Raw genomic sequence first — 17,697 nt, 5'->3', positions numbered from 1 at the left:
GGCGCTTTTTCGGCGTCGCCTTCTCGCTTCTTTCTGGTCCGAAATACCCCGGGGGTCTGGGGGCAGCGCCCCCTGAGCAATCGCGAATTTTAACGTTTGCCGTAATAGAGGCCCACGACGTGTTCAGCTTGAGCAAAGAACAACCATCGAGATACAGTAACACCAGTGAGATGGGATAGTACCGCCAGCAAGGCAAACACGTGGTTGAAAGGCATCAACAGCAACAGGATTGGCAGGAAAAATGCCAAGCCAAATGCGATGATTCTAAGTTTGACGGCATGCTTTCGCCCCACGACATGTACGAATTCGCGCAGCAGATAGTTGGTGCCAGTATGCGGCGGCTCGAAGGCGCGGACTTTGCCACGCGAACCCAGACCGGTTGCCGTTCCGAGGTTGGTACCTGACTGTTCCAGTGCATGATCACCCTGTTTCCAGTAGGCGAGTTGAACCAGCGCAGCGATCAGCAACAATACCAAAGCGGCCCTGATCTGCCCGCTCAGCAATGCGCCGCCAGCCAGGCTGAACGACAGGAACATCGCGGGTGTCAGTTTCATGTTCCAGCGGGGGATAGTCTTGAGTTGAGTGTAGATCATGGAGGTGGTGAAAACCGTCGCCAGTGAAAACACCGATCCGACGAGACCCAATAGCGTCCAGCGCTGGCCAAGGAAGATCACGCCAATAGCATAGAGCCCCATGACCACAAGCGCGACAACCGCGCAAACGCCTTCGCGTGAAAGCCAGCTGGTTTTCCACTGGGTGAACGCTTTCCACGCTCTTTCCGGATGTCCGAGGTGAAAGGTCGACGCCAGAAGGCCGGCCACCGCGATGCCGAAACCTACGGCAAACAGAACAAAAGCGACCACGCCAGACACCGCCGGAAGCCCGAGGCCAAGAAAGAACAGCAGGCCGAAGCCAAGACCCGACAGCGTGGTAAAGATGATGACGGAAGGTGCGGGATGCATCAGAGTTTCTCCAGTGCCTTGTCGAGCCAGCCAAGAAAACCTTTGGGTTCTTCGGCTACAGGTGCGAGCAGGGGGGCGAGTATGTCAATCTGGTCCTCGATCCTGTCCTTGGGTCGGGGGGGCAGGTATTTGTTAACCGGCTTGGTTCCCATTTCCGGCATCAGGTCCATGCCTCCACGTTCGGCAACCAGTTTGGAAACATCGCTTTCGGGATCCCCCAGATCGCCAAAATGGCGAGCTCCGGCCGGACAGGTGCGCACGCAGGACGGGATACGGTCCACCTCGGGAAGGTTTTCGTTGTAAATCCGGTCGACGCAGAGGGTGCATTTCTTCATCACCCCTTCGGCCATGTCCAGTTCGCGTGCGCCGTAAGGGCAGGACCAGGCGCAAAGCCCGCAACCTATGCAGTCACTTTCATTGACCAGCACAATTCCGTCCTCGGCCCGCTTGTAGCTGGCGCCAGTGGGGCAGACTGTGACGCAAGGCGCATCCTCGCAATGCAGGCAGGATTTGGGGAAATGGATAAGCTGCGCATGTCCCTCTGCGGGTTGCACTTCGTAAGAATGCACCCGATTCAGGAACGTTCCCGACGGGTTGCCGCCATAGGCATCCTGATCGCTGAGCGGGGCGCCATAGTTCTCGGTGTTCCAGCCTTTGCATGAGATAACACAGGCGTGGCAGCCGACACAGGTATCCAGGTCGATGACCAGACCCATTTTGCGCTCGGTGGATTGGGGAAGCTGGGTCATTTGCCTACCTTCCAAGCCAGATTTTTCGGGCCGGTTCCGACCGGCGATTTGATCGGGTCAAAAGCCGGCTGGCTTTCACCCATCTCTTCCGGGTTCGCCGCTTTTTCAATTCTTACCTTGAGGTCGAACCATGCCGCCTGCCCGGTGATCGGGTCCGAGTTGGCCCAACGCATCCCATCACCCTTGGGCGGCAGCAATTCATGGATCAGGTGGTTGAGCAGGAACCCCTTGGTTGCTTCGGGCGCATCGGGTTCCAGTGCCCAAGCGCCTTTGCGCTTGCCGATGGCGTTCCATGTCCAAACGGTGTTTTCGTTCAGCGCGGCCATTTCCATCACAGGAACGGTGATGGAACCGTGTGGCGAAGACACTTTGGCCCAATCTCCGTCTTTCAGCCCGTGTTCCCGCATCAGCTTGGTGGGCACATACAGGGGATTGCGGCCATGCAACTGGCGTAGCCATGCGTTCTGTGTGCCCCAGGAATGATACATCGCCATCGGACGTTGGGTCAGGGCATTGACGGTAAAGCCCTCGTTGCCGGTTTGATCGGTTTCATACCAGATAGGCAGCGGGTTCAGGCGCTCCTTGATCTGCTCGCGCAGATGATCAGGCGGCTGTCGGTCGCCATACCCTTCGGCCGCCAGCTGAAACTTGCGCATCGGCTCGGAGTAGAGCTGGAACAGATAGGGTTGCGGGCTGTCATAAATGCCCATGCCAACGGCCCAATCCTGATAGGCCGTGTTCCATGGTTTGTAATACAGCGCCTCTTCAGGCACATGTTCTATGAAAAAGCCGCCGTTTTCGATATAGCGATTCAATTGGTCGGGGTTCACTTCGCCCCTACCGGATTTATCCCCGTCCGGACCCCGGAAACCGGCGAGCGGTCCGATGCCCGGTTTGCGCTGGTGGTTGACCATATAGTCGGCATAGTCGGCGTATTTGGCCGAACCATCCTCGTTGGTGAATCCAGGCAATTTCAGCTTGTTTGCCAGTTGCACCAACACGGTTTGGAAACCGCGCACATCGCGGTCCGGTTCGATTACCGGCCAGCGAATGGCGTCGGCCGCGCCATCCGCTTCGCAGATCGGACGATCAAGCAGCGAGATGCAATCGTGCCTTTCCAGATACGTGGTGTCGGGCAGGATCAGGTCGGCATAGGCGACCATCTCGGACGAATAAGCATCCGAATAGATGATGCGCGGAATCACATACTCGCCGTTTTCATCCTTGTCAGTCAGCATGTCCATGACACCCTTGGTGTTCATGGTCGAGTTCCACGACATGTTGGCCATGTACATGAACAGCGTATCGATCTTGTAGGGGTCGCCCGCATGTGCGTTCGAAATCACCATGTGCATCAGCCCGTGGCTGGACATCGGGTTTTCCCATGTGAACGCCTTGTCGATGCGGGCAGGACTGCCATCCGCCTTTAGCGCCAGATGTTCGGGGCCACGCACAAAGCCCAGATGTGGACCATCCAGCGGTGTGTTCTTGGTTACCTTGCAGTGGGGCGTCGGATGCGCTTCGATCGGTTTCGGATAGGGCGGTTTGAAGCGAAACCCTCCGGGAACCTCGACGGTTCCGAGTATGATTTGCAGGATATGCAACGCGCGACAGGTCTGAAACCCGTTGGCATGCGCCGAAACTCCGCGCATCGAATGCATGGAAACAGGCCGCCCGATCATCTTGGCGTGCTTTTCGCCCCGGAAATCCGTCCACTCCTGGTCCAGCTCGAAAGCCTCTTCGAACGCCACGCGGGCCAGTTCCCCTGCGATGGCGCGGATACGTTTGGCGGGGATACCGCATTTTTCCGCAACGGATTCTGGGGCGTATTCTTCGCTGAGATAGCGCTCGGCCATCAGGTGAAAGACCGGGCGATGGATCACGCCGTCTTTTTCATAAACCGCCGACAGATCGGGGCGGACGCCGGACTTGTCGAACGGGGCAAGTTCGCCAGTGGCGCGGTCAACGACCAAAGGCTTCCCATCTGCGTCGCGCAGAAACAGACCATTGTCGGGACCATCCGAGGCGTTGATCAGGACCGGAGCGTTGGTGTAGCGACTGAGGTAGTCCAGATCGATCTTGCCGGCCTTCATCAGAACGTGAATCAGCGACAGGATGAACAGCCCGTCGGTGCCGGGCGTAATGCCGACCCAGTCGTCCGCCACAGCATTGTAGCCCGAGCGGATCGGGTTGACGCCGATTACCCGCGCGCCACGTTTCTTGATCTTGCCGATACCCATCTTGATCGGGTTGCTGTCATGGTCTTCGGCGACCCCAAACAGCATGAACAGCTTGGTATGCTCCCAGTCGGGCTGGCCGAATTCCCAGAATGCGCCGCCCATCGTATAGATTCCGCCAGCGGCCATGTTGACCGAACAGAAACCGCCATGGGCAGCATAGTTGCAGGTGCCGAAATTCTGTGCCCAGAAACTGGTGAAGGATTGCGACTGATCGCGACCGGTGAAGAAGGCAAGTTTTTCCGGGTCATTCTCGCGCAGAGGCTTCAGCCAGCCGGTCGCGATATCCAAGGCCTCGTCCCAACTGATTTCTTCGAACTCTCCCGAACCGCGCGGCCCCACGCGCTTGAGTGGTGCACGCAAGCGCGACGGTGCATTGACCTGCATAATGCCCGCTGACCCCTTGGCACAAAGCACCCCCTTGTTCACCGGATGATCCCGGTTACCTTCGATATAGGCGACCTTGCCGTCCTTCATGTGCACGTTGATGCCGCAACGGCAGGCGCACATGTAACAGGTGGTCCGCCGGATCTCGTCCGAGACTTTGGGCGAGGTATCTAGGATCGGCTGCTGATGGGTCATTGGCGGGTCCTGCTGGTTGGTAAAGGGAACAAGTTCTCAGGCTATTTGAGATATTGGAACGTCGTCACGGTATTTTTTGTGTTTCCGGGAGGGAGTTTTTCGTGGCCTGCAGAATGGTAACGGCAATGATCTGAGTTACGTCCTCTGCGCTGCAGCCGCGGGATAAGTCGTTGGCTGGTTTGGCGAGCCCCTGCATGACTGGCCCGATAGCCGAATATCCCCCCAGCCGTTGGGTGATCTTGTAGGCGATATTTCCGGCATCAAGATCCGGGAAAATCATGACATTCGCGTGCCCGGCGACTGTGGAGCCCGGAGATTTGCGTTCCCCAACCGACGGAACAAAGGCGGCGTCGAACTGTAACTCTCCGTCCGCTTCCAGATCGGGGCGATTGGTTTGCAGAAGCTTGGTGGCCTCAGTCACCTTGTCCACAGCGGGATGTCTGGCGCTGCCCTTGGTCGAGAAGCTGAGCATCGCAATCTTCGGTTCCTGACGCAGAAGCGCGCGGCAAGACTGAGCGGAGGCCACAGCGATAGAGACCATTTCCGATGCGTTGGGGTCGATCACGAGGCCGCAGTCGGAATACAGCATCGCGCGTGCCCCTACGGTGGCGTTTTCGGGCGGGTACATCAGGAAAAAGGAAGACACCATCCCGGCATTGCGTGCTGTTCCGATGACCTGAATGGCAGCCCTTACGACGTCGCTGGTCGTGTGCACGGCGCCGCCCACGGTTCCGGTCGCGCGACCCGTGCGAACCAGCATGGCGGCATATGTCAAGGGATCTTGGACCGCCACGCGGGCCGCCGCTTCGTCGACGCCCTTGTGCTTGCGCAATTCATGAAAGATTCCAGCGAACTCGTCGGTAAGATCCGATGATGCGGGGTCGTGAATAGTCAACCCTTCGCCCTGGCTTGCGCCTTCGGTTTGCAAGGTTGCCTCGACCTGGGCCTGAGGCCCAACCAGGATGATATCGGTCAGACCCGCGTTGTGCGCGGCAAGTGCCCCTGCAACAATTCGCGGATCACTGCCCTCGCTCATCGCGACAACCGGGCGGGTGGTCGGAGGGTTTTGGCGAAGAAGATCAATGGGCAAAAGCGTCATACCAAAACCTTCAGGATGTTGAGGATCGAAAAAACGGATAGCATCAGAACCACGAATTTGCGGAACTGGGATTGCGAAGTCTTTGAAAACCGATGCGTTCCCGCCCAGATACCTAACCCAAGGATGGGAAATGCTAGAACGACGCCAAACACGGTATCTGACGTAACCAGACCATTCGCGGCCATGACCGGAAGCGTCATCAGGTCAATTCCGGTCAGAAATACGATCATCGTCGCCCGGAATACAGTTGCTGGGATGGGTTGGGCGGTCATGAAGGCCGCAACCGGCAGTCCACCCACGCCAGCGCTGTTGGCCATTCCGGCGAATATCCCGACACCGATATGACCAGAACGCCCGATCGGCCGTTGAAACTGCCAGCCGCTAAGCAGAAGCAGGCTTAGAACCAGAATCAGGCAGGATACCGCGATGCGCGCCTCCTGTTCACCCAGTCGCGCCATGACGTATACGGCCGGAACAATGGCAATCCCTGCCCCGATCAGAAGAGTGGTCGCCCGTTTCCAGTCGATATGAGGTCGGATGTCGCGCGCCTGAAAAACAGTCATCAGAACTTCGCAGCAAAACACCACGGGGATAAGTGGGATCGGATTGGTTGTCAGTGCCGCGAGGATGATGAAGATCGCGGAAAACCCAAACCCGGAATATCCGCGAATAAAGGCCGCCGCGAACAGCGCGGCGGCCAGAAAGCCCCCTTGGCCCAGTGTGAGGTCAAAGGGAAGGGTCATGTATCAGACCTGTTGCGGCTTCATGTCGGCCTTGTCGATGCCCGCAACCTTGACAGGCTTCTTCATCGCGTCGCGACGGAAAGGCTCGCCCAGTTCCTGGTTGATCATGGCCTCGATCAGGGTGGTGATACCGTTTTTCTGATCCTTGATCGCCTGGTCCAAGGCCGCGGTCAGCTCGTCCTGGGTGCGGGCAATCACGCCTTTCAGGCCGCAGGCATTGGCGATACCGGCGTAAGACACCTGAGTGTCCAGTTCGGTGCCGACAAAGTTGTCGTCGAACCAAAGGGTGGAGTTGCGCTTTTCAGCACCCCACTGATAGTTGCGGAAGACGATCTGGGTCACGGCGGGCCATTCTTCGCGGCCGATGGCGGTCAGTTCGGTCACGGCAATACCGAAGGCACCGTCGCCCGAGAAGCCGACAACCGGAACGTCCGGACAGCCGATTTTCGCGCCCACAACTGACGGCAGGCCATAGCCGCAGGGACCGAACAGGCCGGGCGCCAGATATTTGCGGCCTTCCTCGAAGGACGGGTAAGCATTGCCGATGGCGCAGTTGTTGCCGATGTCGGAAGAGATGATCGCCTCTTTCGGCAGCGCTTGCTGGATCGCACGCCATGCTTTGCGCGGGCTGAGCCAATCGGGTTTGGCGGCACGGGCGCGCTCGTTCCAGGTGGTGCCCGGATCATCCTGCTCGTGGTCCATCGAGCTCAGCTCTTGCGCCCAGGCCGACTTGGTGTGGGCGATCAGCGCTTTGCGCTCGTCGCGGCCTGCATCGCCTGCGGTATCTGCCAGTTTCTCCAGGATGGTCGTGGCAACCTGTTTTGCATCTCCGACGATGCCGACGGTGACTTTCTTGGTCAGGCCGATGCGATCAGGGTTGATGTCAACCTGGATGATCTTGGCGTCAGCCGGCCAGTAGTCGATGCCATAGCCCGGCAGGGTCGAGAACGGGTTCAGGCGGGTGCCCAGAGCCAGAACAACGTCAGCCTTGGAGATCAGTTCCATTGCTGCCTTGGAGCCGTTGTAGCCCAGAGGGCCTGCGTGCAGCGGGTGCGAACCCGGGAAGGCGTCGTTGTGCTGATAGCCGCAGCAGACTGGTGCATCCAGGCGCTCGGCCAATGCTTTGGACTGTTCAATCGCGCCGCCGATGACCACGCCTGCGCCATTCAGGATGACAGGGAACTTGGCGTTGGACAGCAGTTCGGCCGCCTGATCCAGCGCCTCGCCGCCGCCTGCGGGGCGTTCAAACTCGACAATCTTCGGAAGCTCGATATCGATTACTTGCGTGAAGTAGTCGCGCGGCACGTTGATCTGGGCCGGAGCAGAGTTGCGCTTGGCCTGCATGATCACGCGGTTCAGGACTTCGGCCATGCGGGAGGGGTCACGGACCTCTTCCTGATAGCAGACGCAGTCGGCAAAAGCGCGCATCTGTTCCATTTCCTGAAAGCCGCCCTGGCCCATAGTCTTGTTTGCGGCCTGCGGAGTCACCAGCAGCAGCGGGGTGTGGTTCCAATAGGCGGTCTTGACTGCAGTCACGAAGTTAGTGATGCCGGGGCCGTTTTGCGCGATCATCATCGACATCTTGCCGGTGGCGCGGGTGTAACCGTCGGCCATAAAACCGCCAGAGCCTTCGTGGGCACAGTCCCAGAAGGTGATGCCCGCTTCTTCGAAAATGTCCGAGATCGGCATCATGGCCGAGCCAATGATTCCGAACGCGTGTTCGATACCGTGCATCTGCAGTGTTTTGACGAAGGCTTCTTCCGTTGTCATTTTCATGTGTAAGCGCTCCCAAACAGGATGAGTGAGTCCCTGAAACGGTTGTCTCAGGCGATTGCAATTGGTTTTGGCGTAACGAGGGGGAAGTCGTTAGGGCCAGTCGAGGTGGCAGGCTAAGTCCAGAGTTGCGTCATTCCCTAGGTATTGCGGCAGCAATGCATTCGATTCCTGGTGCGATCCGTTCATTTGAAATCGAGGAATAGCCTAGGCGATAGTAGTTTCTGGGACGTGCTGGTCCGGAAAAGAATGGCTCTCCCGGTTCGATGTGAACGCTTTGGCTGCGCAGGGTGTTTGCCAAGGCCGTCGTGTTGACGTGCTCGGGCGCTTTCATCCAGAGTGACGAGCCACCATAGGCGCCTCGTCCGGCGATGGTCAGGCCTTGTTGAGCGATTGCCGCCTCGATTGTCTTGCGTCGCTCCAGCAGCGCGTTGGACATGCGGCGGATTTGAGCGTCGTAGTGACCCAGAGACAGAAAATAGGCTGCAGTGCGCTGTATGTGGCCCGGTGGGTGCCGCAAGACAAGCGAGCGCAACGCGCGGGCTTCACGGATGAAGGGTTCTGAGCCGACCATGTATCCCAGCCGCAGACCGGGGAAGAGCGATTTGGAGAAGCTTCCGACGTAGATCACGCGCCCATCCTTGTCGAGCGACTTGAGGGCAGGGGAGGGGGCCCCCAGAAAAGCGAGTTCGAATTCATAATCGTCCTCGACAATCATGGCGTCGATTTCCTGCGCGCGTTGCAGCAGTTCCCGCCGCCGCGCGATCGGCATTGTCGCCGTTGTCGGGCATTGGTGGCTGGGGGTAGTGAAGATGACGTCGGTATCATCGGGAATGGCGTCTGGCGGCAAACCATCCATGTCGACCCTCAGTGTGGCCATGCGGCAGCTCGATTTCGCCAAAAGCTCGCGCAAAGCGTAGTAGCATGGGTCTTCTATTGCGGCTTTTCGATCCGCGTCCAGCAGAACGCGGGACGCGATCCAAAGGGCGTTCTGCGCCCCGAGTGTGATCAGGATCTCTTCGGGCCTGGCTGTAATCCCACGTCGGGGCAGTGTGTGGCGGGCGATGAATTCAATGAGTAAGGGATCGTCTTCGTCGACATAATCTGCCGTGAGCGATGCAAAATCCTTGTGCCCCAGTGCACGGACTGCACATAACCGCCAGTTGGCGTGATCAAAGAGCGTAGGATCTGCCTGACCATAGATGAAGGGATAGCGAAAGTTGCGCCAGTCCCGCGGCTTGGGCAAAACATCACCGCCGGAAAACCGGCGTGCGATCGAATGACCCCAATTTACCGTCTCCTCACCGCGTTGCATCGGTGAATAGGTCGGCGGGACAGGTGCATTTTCCGAAACGTAATAACCTGACCGCCCTTTTGATACGAGATAATCGTTCGCCAAAAGCTCGGTATATGCCAATGTCACCGTGATGCGACTGACACCCAGATGGCTGGCAAGCTTTCTTGATGAGGGCAGTTTTTCGCCCACGTGAAAACGTCCGGACAGAATGCCCTCGGCAATCATCTGTTGAATCTGGGCTTGTAGCGTGCCTTGTCCGTCAGATTTCAGAAAGAATGTGTCGACCGATATCCCCATGAGGTTACCTTAGAGTGGACCTAATTTGGGTGCAATCTGGACTTACCGAGTGGAGGCAGAATTTTCGGTTTTTGGTGGGTTGATTTGAGTTTTAAAACTATATAACTAGAAATATAGTTATAACTGGAGCCTGAAAATGTGGGAAACAGCTGCTGCAGGGTTTTCGGCCATGGGGTCGGAAGCGCGACTGAAAGTTCTGAAGACGTTGGTTCGGGCAGGTGTGCCAGGTTTGTCCGTCGGCGAAATCCAGAACCGCACCGGGATTCCGCCATCAACGCTTGCTCATCATCTCAAGTTCCTTGCTGCTGGCGGTGTGGTCGAGCAGGAAAAACAAGGTCGAAGCACCATCAACAGGGCTCGGTTCGAAGAGTTGAGGAAGCTTGCGGACTTCATCCTGAGCGAATGCTGTGCGGACACCCAATCAAAGGCGGCAAACGATGGCTGATTTGACACAAACGCCGGTTCGACCTGCGAAAGTGCTTTTTACCTACCTAAAAACACCGTGGTCGGCGATTGCAATGATCCTGGCTTGTGTCGCGGTCCTCGATCCGGGAAACTGGGGACTGGTTGTGACATTTGCGGCGAAGGCCCTGGCCCATACTGGCCAGTACATTTTATTCGCGGTGCTGCTTCTGGCATACCTCAAGGCAACCGGTGCCGAAGTCCTGATCGCGCGAGCCTTTGAAGGGCGAGAGTCTCGAATGATCATATTGGCCGCCCTGATCGGGGGGTTGGCACCGTTCTGTTCCTGCGAGGTTATTCCATTCATCGCGGGGCTTCTGGCTTTGGGTGCGCCATTGTCGGCAGTCATGGCCTTTTGGCTCAGTTCGCCTTTGATCGACCCGCCGACTCTGCTGATTACGGCAAGTGCCCTGGGATGGCCTTTTGCCATCGGCAAGGCCGTGGCAGCGGTGGGATTGGGCCTGTTCGGTGGTTTTGTCGTCAGGGCATTGATGGCCCGTGGTGTGTTCGCGGCCCCGTTGCGCGTGTACAAACCTGCAGGATGCTGTGGATGCGGGCTCAAAAAAGCAGATATGCCGATGTGGCAGTTCTGGCAGTACCCGGAACGCAGAACCCGGTTTCGCGCCGAATTCGTTCACAACGGTTTCTTCCTGCTGAAATGGCTGGCATTGGCCTATGTGCTGGAAGCCTTGTTGGTCATCTATGTTCCCGCCGATTTGATCGCCGGTGTCGTCGGGGGCGAAGGGGTGGGGCCGATTGTCGTGGCAGCTCTGGTTGGCATGCCGGCCTATTTGAATTCGTACGTCGCGCCGCCCTTGTTGGCTGGACTTGTGGAGCAGGGGATGAGCGCGGGCGCCGCGATGGCCTTTATGGTCGCGGGTGCGGTCAGCTCCATTCCGGCAATGGCGGCGGTCTGGTCGCTCGTCAAACCCAGAGTCTTTGTGATGTATCTTGGGCTTGGTATAAGTGGCGCGATCGTCGCCGGGGTCACGTTCCAATTGATTATTTGAAAAAGACCCTCCTGGTCTGGAGACTGGGAGGCTCGCTTCAGATGAAATGCCAAACTCTGGTCAGCTTTCGCTGCAATATTTCGGTAATTTCAGGCGATACCGGGGATTGCCGCTGTCCACATAGATCCGCTTTTCGATACAAGCCGTTGTTCCGACCGTCTGGGCAATTTCTCCCTCTGTCGAAGTAATCGATGTTGCTGAACCGTCAGGCAGACGAACCGAGGTGATCACTCCTTGGCTCATATCGCCGTTGACGGCAGTCGCCGAAAGTACCGGCACCGTTATATACGCTTCGTGTTCGTGGGCTTCGTCGCCGCCGAACAGCAGCAGTCCAGTCAGAATTGTGACCAGTCCGGCAACTCCAAGAACGGCAAGTCCCTTGGTTTGAAGAAATACGTATACCGACACCGCGCGATGCGATCCGATCAGTTTGGAAAGCAGTTCCAGCATGAGAAATCCGGGTTAAGAAAGCCCCGGAGCAATCTCCGGGGCTTGTTACCTGTCAGAAACGTGGATCGTCGCTGTCGTCTTCTTCCTCGTCTGCTCCGCCTTTGGGCAGGTTGAAGAAGCTGTCGGCGTCGATCATCGGTTCGTCATCTTCCTTGCTGTCGCTGTCGTCCGACAAAGAGAATGTCTCCAATCCTTCGATCGCGGTAGGGATCTTTGGTGACGCGTCCATTTCAAGCGACTGTTCGGTCGACACCAGCTTGCGACGCTCGTCGTCGCTCATCACGCCGCCTTCTGCGGCTTTCTTGGCGGCGGCCTTCTGCACCACGGCATCCAGTTCGGACTGCTTGCACAGACCCAAAGCAACCGGGTCGATTGGCTGCATGTTCCCAATGTTCCAATGTGTGCGTTCGCGGATCGACTGGATCGTCGGCTTGGTGGTGCCCACCAGCTTGGCGATCTGGCCGTCGCTTAGCTCGGGGTGGAACTTGACCAGCCACAGGATAGAGTTCGGGCGGTCCTGCCGTTTGCTGAGCGGCGTGTAACGCGGGCCACGGCGCTTTTCTTCGCCAGATGCCGCCGGGTTGAACTTGAGCTTCAGCTTATGCAGCGGGTTGTTCTGGGCCTTGTCGATCTCTTCCTGAGACAACTGGTTGTTGGCAATCGGATCAAAACCCTTGACGCCGACTGCCACGTCTCCATCGGCGATGCCTTGAATCTCCAATTCGTGCATACCCACGAAATCGGCGATCTGCTTGAAGCTGATCGTGGTGTTATCCACCAGCCACACGGCGGTCGCCTTGGCCATCAGAGGTTTTGCCATGAGCCTCACTCCTTTGAATACATCTTTCCCGTCGCCGGAATTCGGCGGCCTCGCGAAGCGGGGCAGGTTTCCGTTGTCGGGGAACTCGGGCCGTATATAGTCCGACGTGACGAAGAAGGGAAGAGGTGAATGCGCTGGGTATTTTTGTGGGTTTTTTTGGTTTTTCCAGCATTGGCGATTGGTGAGGAGGCGGGCGAATTTGACTACTATGTTCTGTCTCTCAGTTGGTCGCCCAATTGGTGCGCCCGCGAAGGAGACGCACGCGGAGCGGAGCAGTGCGATGCGCGCCACGACTACGGATGGATAATGCATGGGCTTTGGCCGCAGTATCACAGGGGTTGGCCTGACTACTGCCGTACGATCCAAGCGCCGCCGACCCGGCGGATGACCCGGGAAATGGAGGATATTCAGGGAAGTGCTGGTTTGGCGTGGCACCAGTGGAAAAAGCACGGCACATGTTCGGGATTGAGCGCGGCCGATTATTTTGGCCTGTCGCGTCGGGCCTACGAAATGGTGGTTCGGCCTGAGGTATTTCGTAAACTGGACAAGACCATCAAGTTGCCGGCCGCAGTTGTTGAGGACGCTTTTCTGGAAGCCAACCCCGCTCTTGATCCCGACATGCTCACCGTCACCTGCCGCGATGGGTTCATCGAAGAAGTTCGGGTGTGCCTGTCAAAATCGCTGGAACCTGTTCCCTGCGCGCGAGACACGATACAGGACTGTCAGGCCAAGAATGCGGTGTTCCAGCCGATTCGCTAGCGCTGTCATCCCTGGTCTTTTTGGCATTCGCGAGCATATTCCAGCGCCTTAGCGGTTCCTTTCAGATCTATTGCCATGACCTTTTGCCCTGCAGGATTATACACTGTCATCACCTTGCGTAGGGCAATCGCAGTCACGAAATTCCGGTCCTTGAAGAACACTGTGGCCCCCGGAATTCGATCCTGACGGAAACCTATGGCGGTCGCATCAAAGTTTTCGCCATCCAGATCAAACCGGATTGGATAGGTTTTGCCCGGTTCGACATCTCCCCAAGCCTTGTTGTAAACGGTGAAATACCCGCGATTGTCCAATGCATCATATCCCAGCCGAACCACGGAAAGGTCTTGATAGACGGTCTGGATCAAGCAGCCATTGCCCAAAGCCGGGTCCATCATAATATTCCATCCTTCGGCAAAACCTTTGTCGACCAATTCCTGAGCCGGAGCAGATGTGGCAGTTAGGGCGGTAAGGGCGAGGGCAAACAGTTTTGTCATGGATAGGGTTCCGGCGCTGGATTTTTTCCAGCCATATCGCATGAGTCCTTGAGCCTGAAGTATTATTGCAAACTCTCGCGTGGATTTCAGGCTATCGCAGGTGGCGTGTCCGAAAATGCTGACCGATTCCGACAATGCTGATCAAGATCCAAAAGCATTCAATCAGCATCGAGGCCAGGTTGAAATTGGTCATCAGCGAGAAAACGATCAGAGCTGATCCTACGAGATTCACCACCGGAAATCTCAGATCGTCCGAGTTCAACCAACGCATCTGGGTCGCGAAGTAGGCGATCACAACGATCAATGCTCCGAATGATCCGATGGCGTCCACCAGGGATAAGGTATCAAGAAATTCGGCCAAGGAGGTCTCCTGAACTTCATATTTTGTGCAAAACAGGTCAGCTTAGCGATTGCGCAGGTGTCGGTTGCGCGTAATGGTGCATGTTGAGAAAGGTTGCTCCCGCGTGTCCCGCTCGGTAGCCGTGGGGCAGATCGGCGGCAAAGCGAAGCCCCTGACCTGCGTTCAGTGGAACCCATTCGCCGTCGCGCAGCACATCCAGAGTTCCATTCAGGACGAAAACCTCTTCTGTCACGCCTGCGGCATGCGCAGGGGATTCGTGGTATTGATCGGCGTACAAAGCCACGTGAAACGTTTCCGCACACAAGACAGGGTCGAAAGGAAATACGATCTTAACCCTGATTTCACCCGGAAAGGTCACCGTACGGAACACACCGGCATCGGTCGGGTCACGCAGGACATCGTGTCCAATCAATGCGCTTAGCGGCAGTTGGAAGCCTTTGGCGATCTTCCAAAGCGTGGCAATGGTCGGACTTGATTCGCCTCTCTCAATCTGGCCCAGCATGGCTTTGCTGACGCCAGTCAGTTCGGCCACTTTCGAGAGACTCAATCCCGCTGCCGACCTTACTTCCCGAAGTTTTAGGGTGATTTCGTTCGATTCCATGCCCGTGCCCCGCAATATCGCTTGTACGTTATAACGTACATCGGGTAGCGTGCGCTATAACGTACAAGCACCCTATCGCAGGGGCGGGCAAAAGGGAAAGAGCATCATGCCAATGTACCGATCCAGAACCTCGACTCACGGACGCAACATGGCTGGCGCGCGCGGTTTATGGCGTGCGACGGGCATGAAGGACGATGATTTTGGCAAGCCGATCATCGCCATCGTCAACTCGTTCACGCAGTTCGTGCCGGGGCACGTGCATCTGAAGGATCTTGGTCAGATGGTTGCGCGCGAGGTCGAGGCCGCAGGCGGTGTCGCCAAGGAGTTCAACACCATCGCGGTGGATGATGGCATCGCCATGGGTCATGACGGCATGCTCTATTCTTTACCGTCGCGCGAGATTATCGCGGATTCGGTCGAATACATGGTCAACGCCCATTGCGCTGATGCCATGGTCTGCATCTCCAACTGCGACAAGATCACTCCCGGAATGTTGATGGCTGCCATGCGCCTCAATATTCCCGCAATTTTTGTCTCTGGCGGGCCAATGGAAGCGGGCAAGATCGATATTGCCGATCTGGATGCCAAAAAAATCGATCTTGTTGATGCGATGGTTGCCGCCGCAGATGACAAGTACACTGACGAGCAGGTCCGACATATCGAGGAAAACGCTTGCCCGACCTGCGGGTCGTGCTCGGGTATGTTCACCGCCAACTCGATGAACTGTCTGGCCGAAGCGCTGGGTCTGGCGCTGCCGGGCAACGGTTCGACGCTGGCCACGCATGCCGATCGCAAGGGGCTGTTTCTGGAGGCAGGACGCAAGATCGTCGACATTACCAAGCGCCACTACCAGGACGAGGAAAAGGGCCTGCTGCCGCGCGAAATTGCAACCTTCGAGGCGTTCGAGAACGCGATGAGTCTGGACATCGCCATGGGCGGCTCCACCAATACCGTGCTGCACCTGCTGGCAATCGCCAATGAAGGTGAGGTGGACTTCACCATGACCGACATGGACCGGCTCAGCCGACAGGTTCCCTGTTTGTGCAAGGTCGCGCCGAATATTCACAATGTTCATATGGAAGACGTGCACCGTGCGGGCGGGATCTTTTCGATTTTGGGGGAACTCAGCCGTGCAGGCCTTTTGCACAATAGCGTTCCCACCGTGCATTCCTCGACCATGGGTGAGGCGATTGCAAAATGGGACATCAAGGTGGCCAACAATCCTGAGGCCGAGCAGTTGTTCAAGGCCGCGCCCGGAGGTGTCCGCACAACGCAAGCCTTCTCGCAGGCCAACCGGTTCAAAGAGTTGGACACAGACCGGGAAAAGGGCGTGATCCGTTCCAAGGAACACGCCTTCAGTCAGGATGGCGGTCTTGCGGTTTTGTTCGGAAACATCGCTCAGGACGGCTGTATCGTGAAAACCGCTGGTGTGGATGAAAGCATCCTCAAGTTCACCGGCAAGGCCCATGTCTGCGAAAGTCAGGACGCCGCAGTGAACGATATTCTGACCGGCAAGGTCAAAGAAGGTGACGTGGTCGTGATCCGCTACGAAGGCCCGCGCGGCGGTCCGGGCATGCAGGAAATGCTCTACCCGACCTCCTACCTGAAGTCGAAGGGCCTCGGCAAAGCCTGCGCTCTCTTGACCGATGGGCGATTCTCGGGGGGCACATCGGGCCTGTCGATTGGCCATGTCTCGCCCGAGGCGGCCGAAGGCGGGACCATCGGCCTGGTACGTCAGGGTGACAAGATCGAAATCGACATCCCAAACCGCTCGATCCATCTGGCCGTCACGGATGAAGAACTTGCCCAACGCCGAAAACAGCAAGATGCTGCAGGCTGGCGTCCCGCAGAGCCGCGCAAGCGCAAGGTGTCAACCGCGCTGAAGGCCTATGCCAAACTGGCCACCAGCGCGGCAAAAGGGGCCGTTCGTCAGCTTTGAACGCCAAGTAAAAACAATCGATCCGCCCAATTGGCGGATCGTCCTGTTTCACGAATGTGATTTCGAAAATCGATGACCTGTGCCAACCGGTTTTGTGAACTGGTGGAGTGTCATCATTGGCATTCCGCACGGGAGGCGTTTTGATCGACGCTTCAATCCCCCAGCTTGGCGTGCACCTCGTCCAGGTCGATCTCGCCTATTGGCAACTTGTTGGCGGGGTTCGCGAAGTCGTATTTGAACAGCTCGAAATCGCGCTTGTAGATTTCATAGACAAGATGCATCGACAGATCGTCAAAATAGTCCTCGACCGGATGGGCGCGTTTTGGGCCGTGCCCTTCGGATTCGTTGAAGCGTGGAATTTCTGCCAGATCGACCGGATGCCGGACATCGATACTGTCCAAGACACCCTGCATGCCGTCATTGAAATTCTCGGTCCAGAAAATCCGGTCGTATTTTCCGCCATTTAGAATGAAGGTGGAGATGTGTCCCGACATGGCCGACCAGTGAATGTCTGGATCCATCGGGCGTCGCCAGCGGATCGTGTCGCGTGCGAACAGCAGGAAGCGACGAAAGCTCTTGATCTGGTCGAAGTCCTGTTTGCCGTCGTCACCGCCAACTTCGATACCGTAGTTGTATATTAGTGACGGAACCAGGTTGCCACGGTACCTTTTCCCATTGCGCTGGATTCCGCAAATCTTGTCGAAGAACGAGCTGAGAATCCGCGTATATGGGTTGCGTACGCAGGTGAAAGCAAAAGAACTGTGAGATTTCACATTGCGGCTGATCGGCTCCTGGCTATCGTCAAAGGCCCATTTATGCAAGCCGTCCTGAGCATCATGGATGTCGCCGTCGAAAAACCTGCCGTGATCCGAATAATACATGATCTGGCCGATGGTCGAGCAGGCGCATTTCGGCACCACGCGATACACCATGCTTTCACTTTCCGTCATCCAAGTGCCGGGAAATCCCATCTGCCGTGCCTCCAATACCTGCTTCGTTTCAATTCAATCGGCAGGCGTTATGTTCAAAAAAGCAAAAATACCGAGTTTATTCAATCGCTCG

At 57.1% G+C, this 17,697-nt stretch carries 17 protein-coding genes; 4 read left to right on the top strand and 13 right to left on the bottom strand.

Going from position 1 to position 17,697, the window contains the following annotated elements; translation table 11 throughout:
- Positions 1-89: 89 nt before the first annotated feature.
- The 7 genes from AC2FLX_RS07310 to pdxR form a co-directional block, all read right to left on the bottom strand.
- On the bottom strand, positions 90-962 hold the full coding sequence (locus AC2FLX_RS07310; protein ID WP_496810188.1) for a dimethyl sulfoxide reductase anchor subunit family protein: 873 nt from the start codon (positions 960-962) through the stop codon (positions 90-92).
- A complete protein-coding gene (locus AC2FLX_RS07305) occupies positions 962-1,711 on the bottom strand; it encodes a 4Fe-4S dicluster domain-containing protein (protein WP_480748610.1) in 750 nt (249 codons plus the stop codon). Before AC2FLX_RS07305 ends, AC2FLX_RS07310 begins: the two co-directional genes overlap by 1 nt.
- Complete coding sequence (locus AC2FLX_RS07300; RefSeq protein ID WP_496810187.1) at positions 1,708-4,530, bottom strand: molybdopterin oxidoreductase family protein; 2,823 nt, start codon at positions 4,528-4,530, stop codon at positions 1,708-1,710. Before AC2FLX_RS07300 ends, AC2FLX_RS07305 begins: the two co-directional genes overlap by 4 nt.
- Positions 4,531-4,594: 64 nt before the next feature.
- Positions 4,595-5,629 carry a phosphate acetyltransferase gene (gene pta / locus AC2FLX_RS07295; RefSeq protein ID WP_496810186.1) on the bottom strand — a complete coding sequence of 345 codons (1,035 nt, stop codon included), beginning with the start codon at positions 5,627-5,629 and terminating at the stop codon, positions 4,595-4,597.
- Positions 5,626-6,372 (bottom strand): sulfite exporter TauE/SafE family protein, encoded by a 747-nt coding sequence (locus AC2FLX_RS07290; protein WP_496746649.1) that lies wholly within the window; start codon positions 6,370-6,372, stop codon positions 5,626-5,628. Before AC2FLX_RS07290 ends, pta begins: the two co-directional genes overlap by 4 nt.
- Positions 6,373-6,375: 3 nt before the next feature.
- Complete coding sequence (gene xsc / locus AC2FLX_RS07285) at positions 6,376-8,148, bottom strand: sulfoacetaldehyde acetyltransferase (RefSeq protein WP_496810185.1); 1,773 nt, start codon at positions 8,146-8,148, stop codon at positions 6,376-6,378.
- 130 nt (positions 8,149-8,278) lie between these two features.
- Positions 8,279-9,739: a MocR-like pyridoxine biosynthesis transcription factor PdxR gene (gene pdxR / locus AC2FLX_RS07280; RefSeq protein ID WP_480748615.1), complete on the bottom strand. Its 1,461-nt coding sequence runs from the start codon at positions 9,737-9,739 to the stop codon at positions 8,279-8,281.
- A gap of 136 nt (positions 9,740-9,875) precedes the next feature.
- Here pdxR and AC2FLX_RS07275 point away from each other — a divergent pair, with 136 nt between their 5' ends.
- Together AC2FLX_RS07275 and AC2FLX_RS07270 are read left to right on the top strand one after the other, a co-directional pair.
- Entirely contained in the window at positions 9,876-10,184 is a 309-nt protein-coding gene (locus AC2FLX_RS07275; protein ID WP_480748616.1) for an ArsR/SmtB family transcription factor, read from the top strand.
- On the top strand, positions 10,177-11,211 hold the full coding sequence (locus AC2FLX_RS07270) for a permease (RefSeq protein WP_496810184.1): 1,035 nt from the start codon (positions 10,177-10,179) through the stop codon (positions 11,209-11,211). Before AC2FLX_RS07275 ends, AC2FLX_RS07270 begins: the two co-directional genes overlap by 8 nt.
- A gap of 60 nt (positions 11,212-11,271) precedes the next feature.
- Here the strand turns inward: AC2FLX_RS07270 and AC2FLX_RS07265 are convergent, their stop codons facing one another.
- Both AC2FLX_RS07265 and AC2FLX_RS07260 read right to left on the bottom strand, forming a co-directional pair.
- Positions 11,272-11,661: a hypothetical protein gene (locus tag AC2FLX_RS07265; RefSeq protein WP_496746653.1), complete on the bottom strand. Its 390-nt coding sequence runs from the start codon at positions 11,659-11,661 to the stop codon at positions 11,272-11,274.
- A gap of 52 nt (positions 11,662-11,713) precedes the next feature.
- Positions 11,714-12,481, bottom strand: coding sequence for a DUF1013 domain-containing protein (locus AC2FLX_RS07260; RefSeq protein ID WP_480748619.1), 768 nt, complete (start codon positions 12,479-12,481; stop codon positions 11,714-11,716).
- A gap of 129 nt (positions 12,482-12,610) precedes the next feature.
- On the opposite strand from AC2FLX_RS07260, the gene AC2FLX_RS07255 reads away from it, so the two are divergent.
- Positions 12,611-13,240, top strand: coding sequence for a ribonuclease T2 family protein (locus AC2FLX_RS07255; RefSeq protein ID WP_480748620.1), 630 nt, complete (start codon positions 12,611-12,613; stop codon positions 13,238-13,240).
- A 5-nt stretch (positions 13,241-13,245) separates the two neighbouring features.
- Here AC2FLX_RS07255 and AC2FLX_RS07250 read toward each other — a convergent pair whose 3' ends face one another.
- The 3 genes from AC2FLX_RS07250 to AC2FLX_RS07240 form a co-directional block, all read right to left on the bottom strand.
- Positions 13,246-13,734 carry a hypothetical protein gene (locus tag AC2FLX_RS07250; protein WP_496746655.1) on the bottom strand — a complete coding sequence of 163 codons (489 nt, stop codon included), beginning with the start codon at positions 13,732-13,734 and terminating at the stop codon, positions 13,246-13,248.
- Between the two features lie 91 nt (positions 13,735-13,825).
- Entirely contained in the window at positions 13,826-14,095 is a 270-nt protein-coding gene (locus tag AC2FLX_RS07245) for a CBU_0592 family membrane protein (RefSeq protein ID WP_496810183.1), read from the bottom strand.
- Positions 14,096-14,132: 37 nt separating this feature from the next.
- Positions 14,133-14,696: a helix-turn-helix domain-containing protein gene (locus AC2FLX_RS07240; protein ID WP_496746657.1), complete on the bottom strand. Its 564-nt coding sequence runs from the start codon at positions 14,694-14,696 to the stop codon at positions 14,133-14,135.
- 106 nt (positions 14,697-14,802) lie between these two features.
- On the opposite strand from AC2FLX_RS07240, the gene ilvD reads away from it, so the two are divergent.
- Positions 14,803-16,635, top strand: coding sequence for a dihydroxy-acid dehydratase (gene ilvD, locus AC2FLX_RS07235; RefSeq protein WP_480748624.1), 1,833 nt, complete (start codon positions 14,803-14,805; stop codon positions 16,633-16,635).
- Positions 16,636-16,787: 152 nt separating this feature from the next.
- Here the strand turns inward: ilvD and AC2FLX_RS07230 are convergent, their stop codons facing one another.
- Positions 16,788-17,606, bottom strand: coding sequence for a sulfotransferase family protein (locus tag AC2FLX_RS07230; protein WP_496811455.1), 819 nt, complete (start codon positions 17,604-17,606; stop codon positions 16,788-16,790).
- Positions 17,607-17,697: the final 91 nt, after the last annotated feature.

It is taken from the genome of Ruegeria sp. YKSF57, assembly GCF_059612585.1.
The sequence above is the reverse complement of the archived record's forward strand: the minus strand, read 5'-3'. Positions and strand labels throughout refer to the sequence as shown.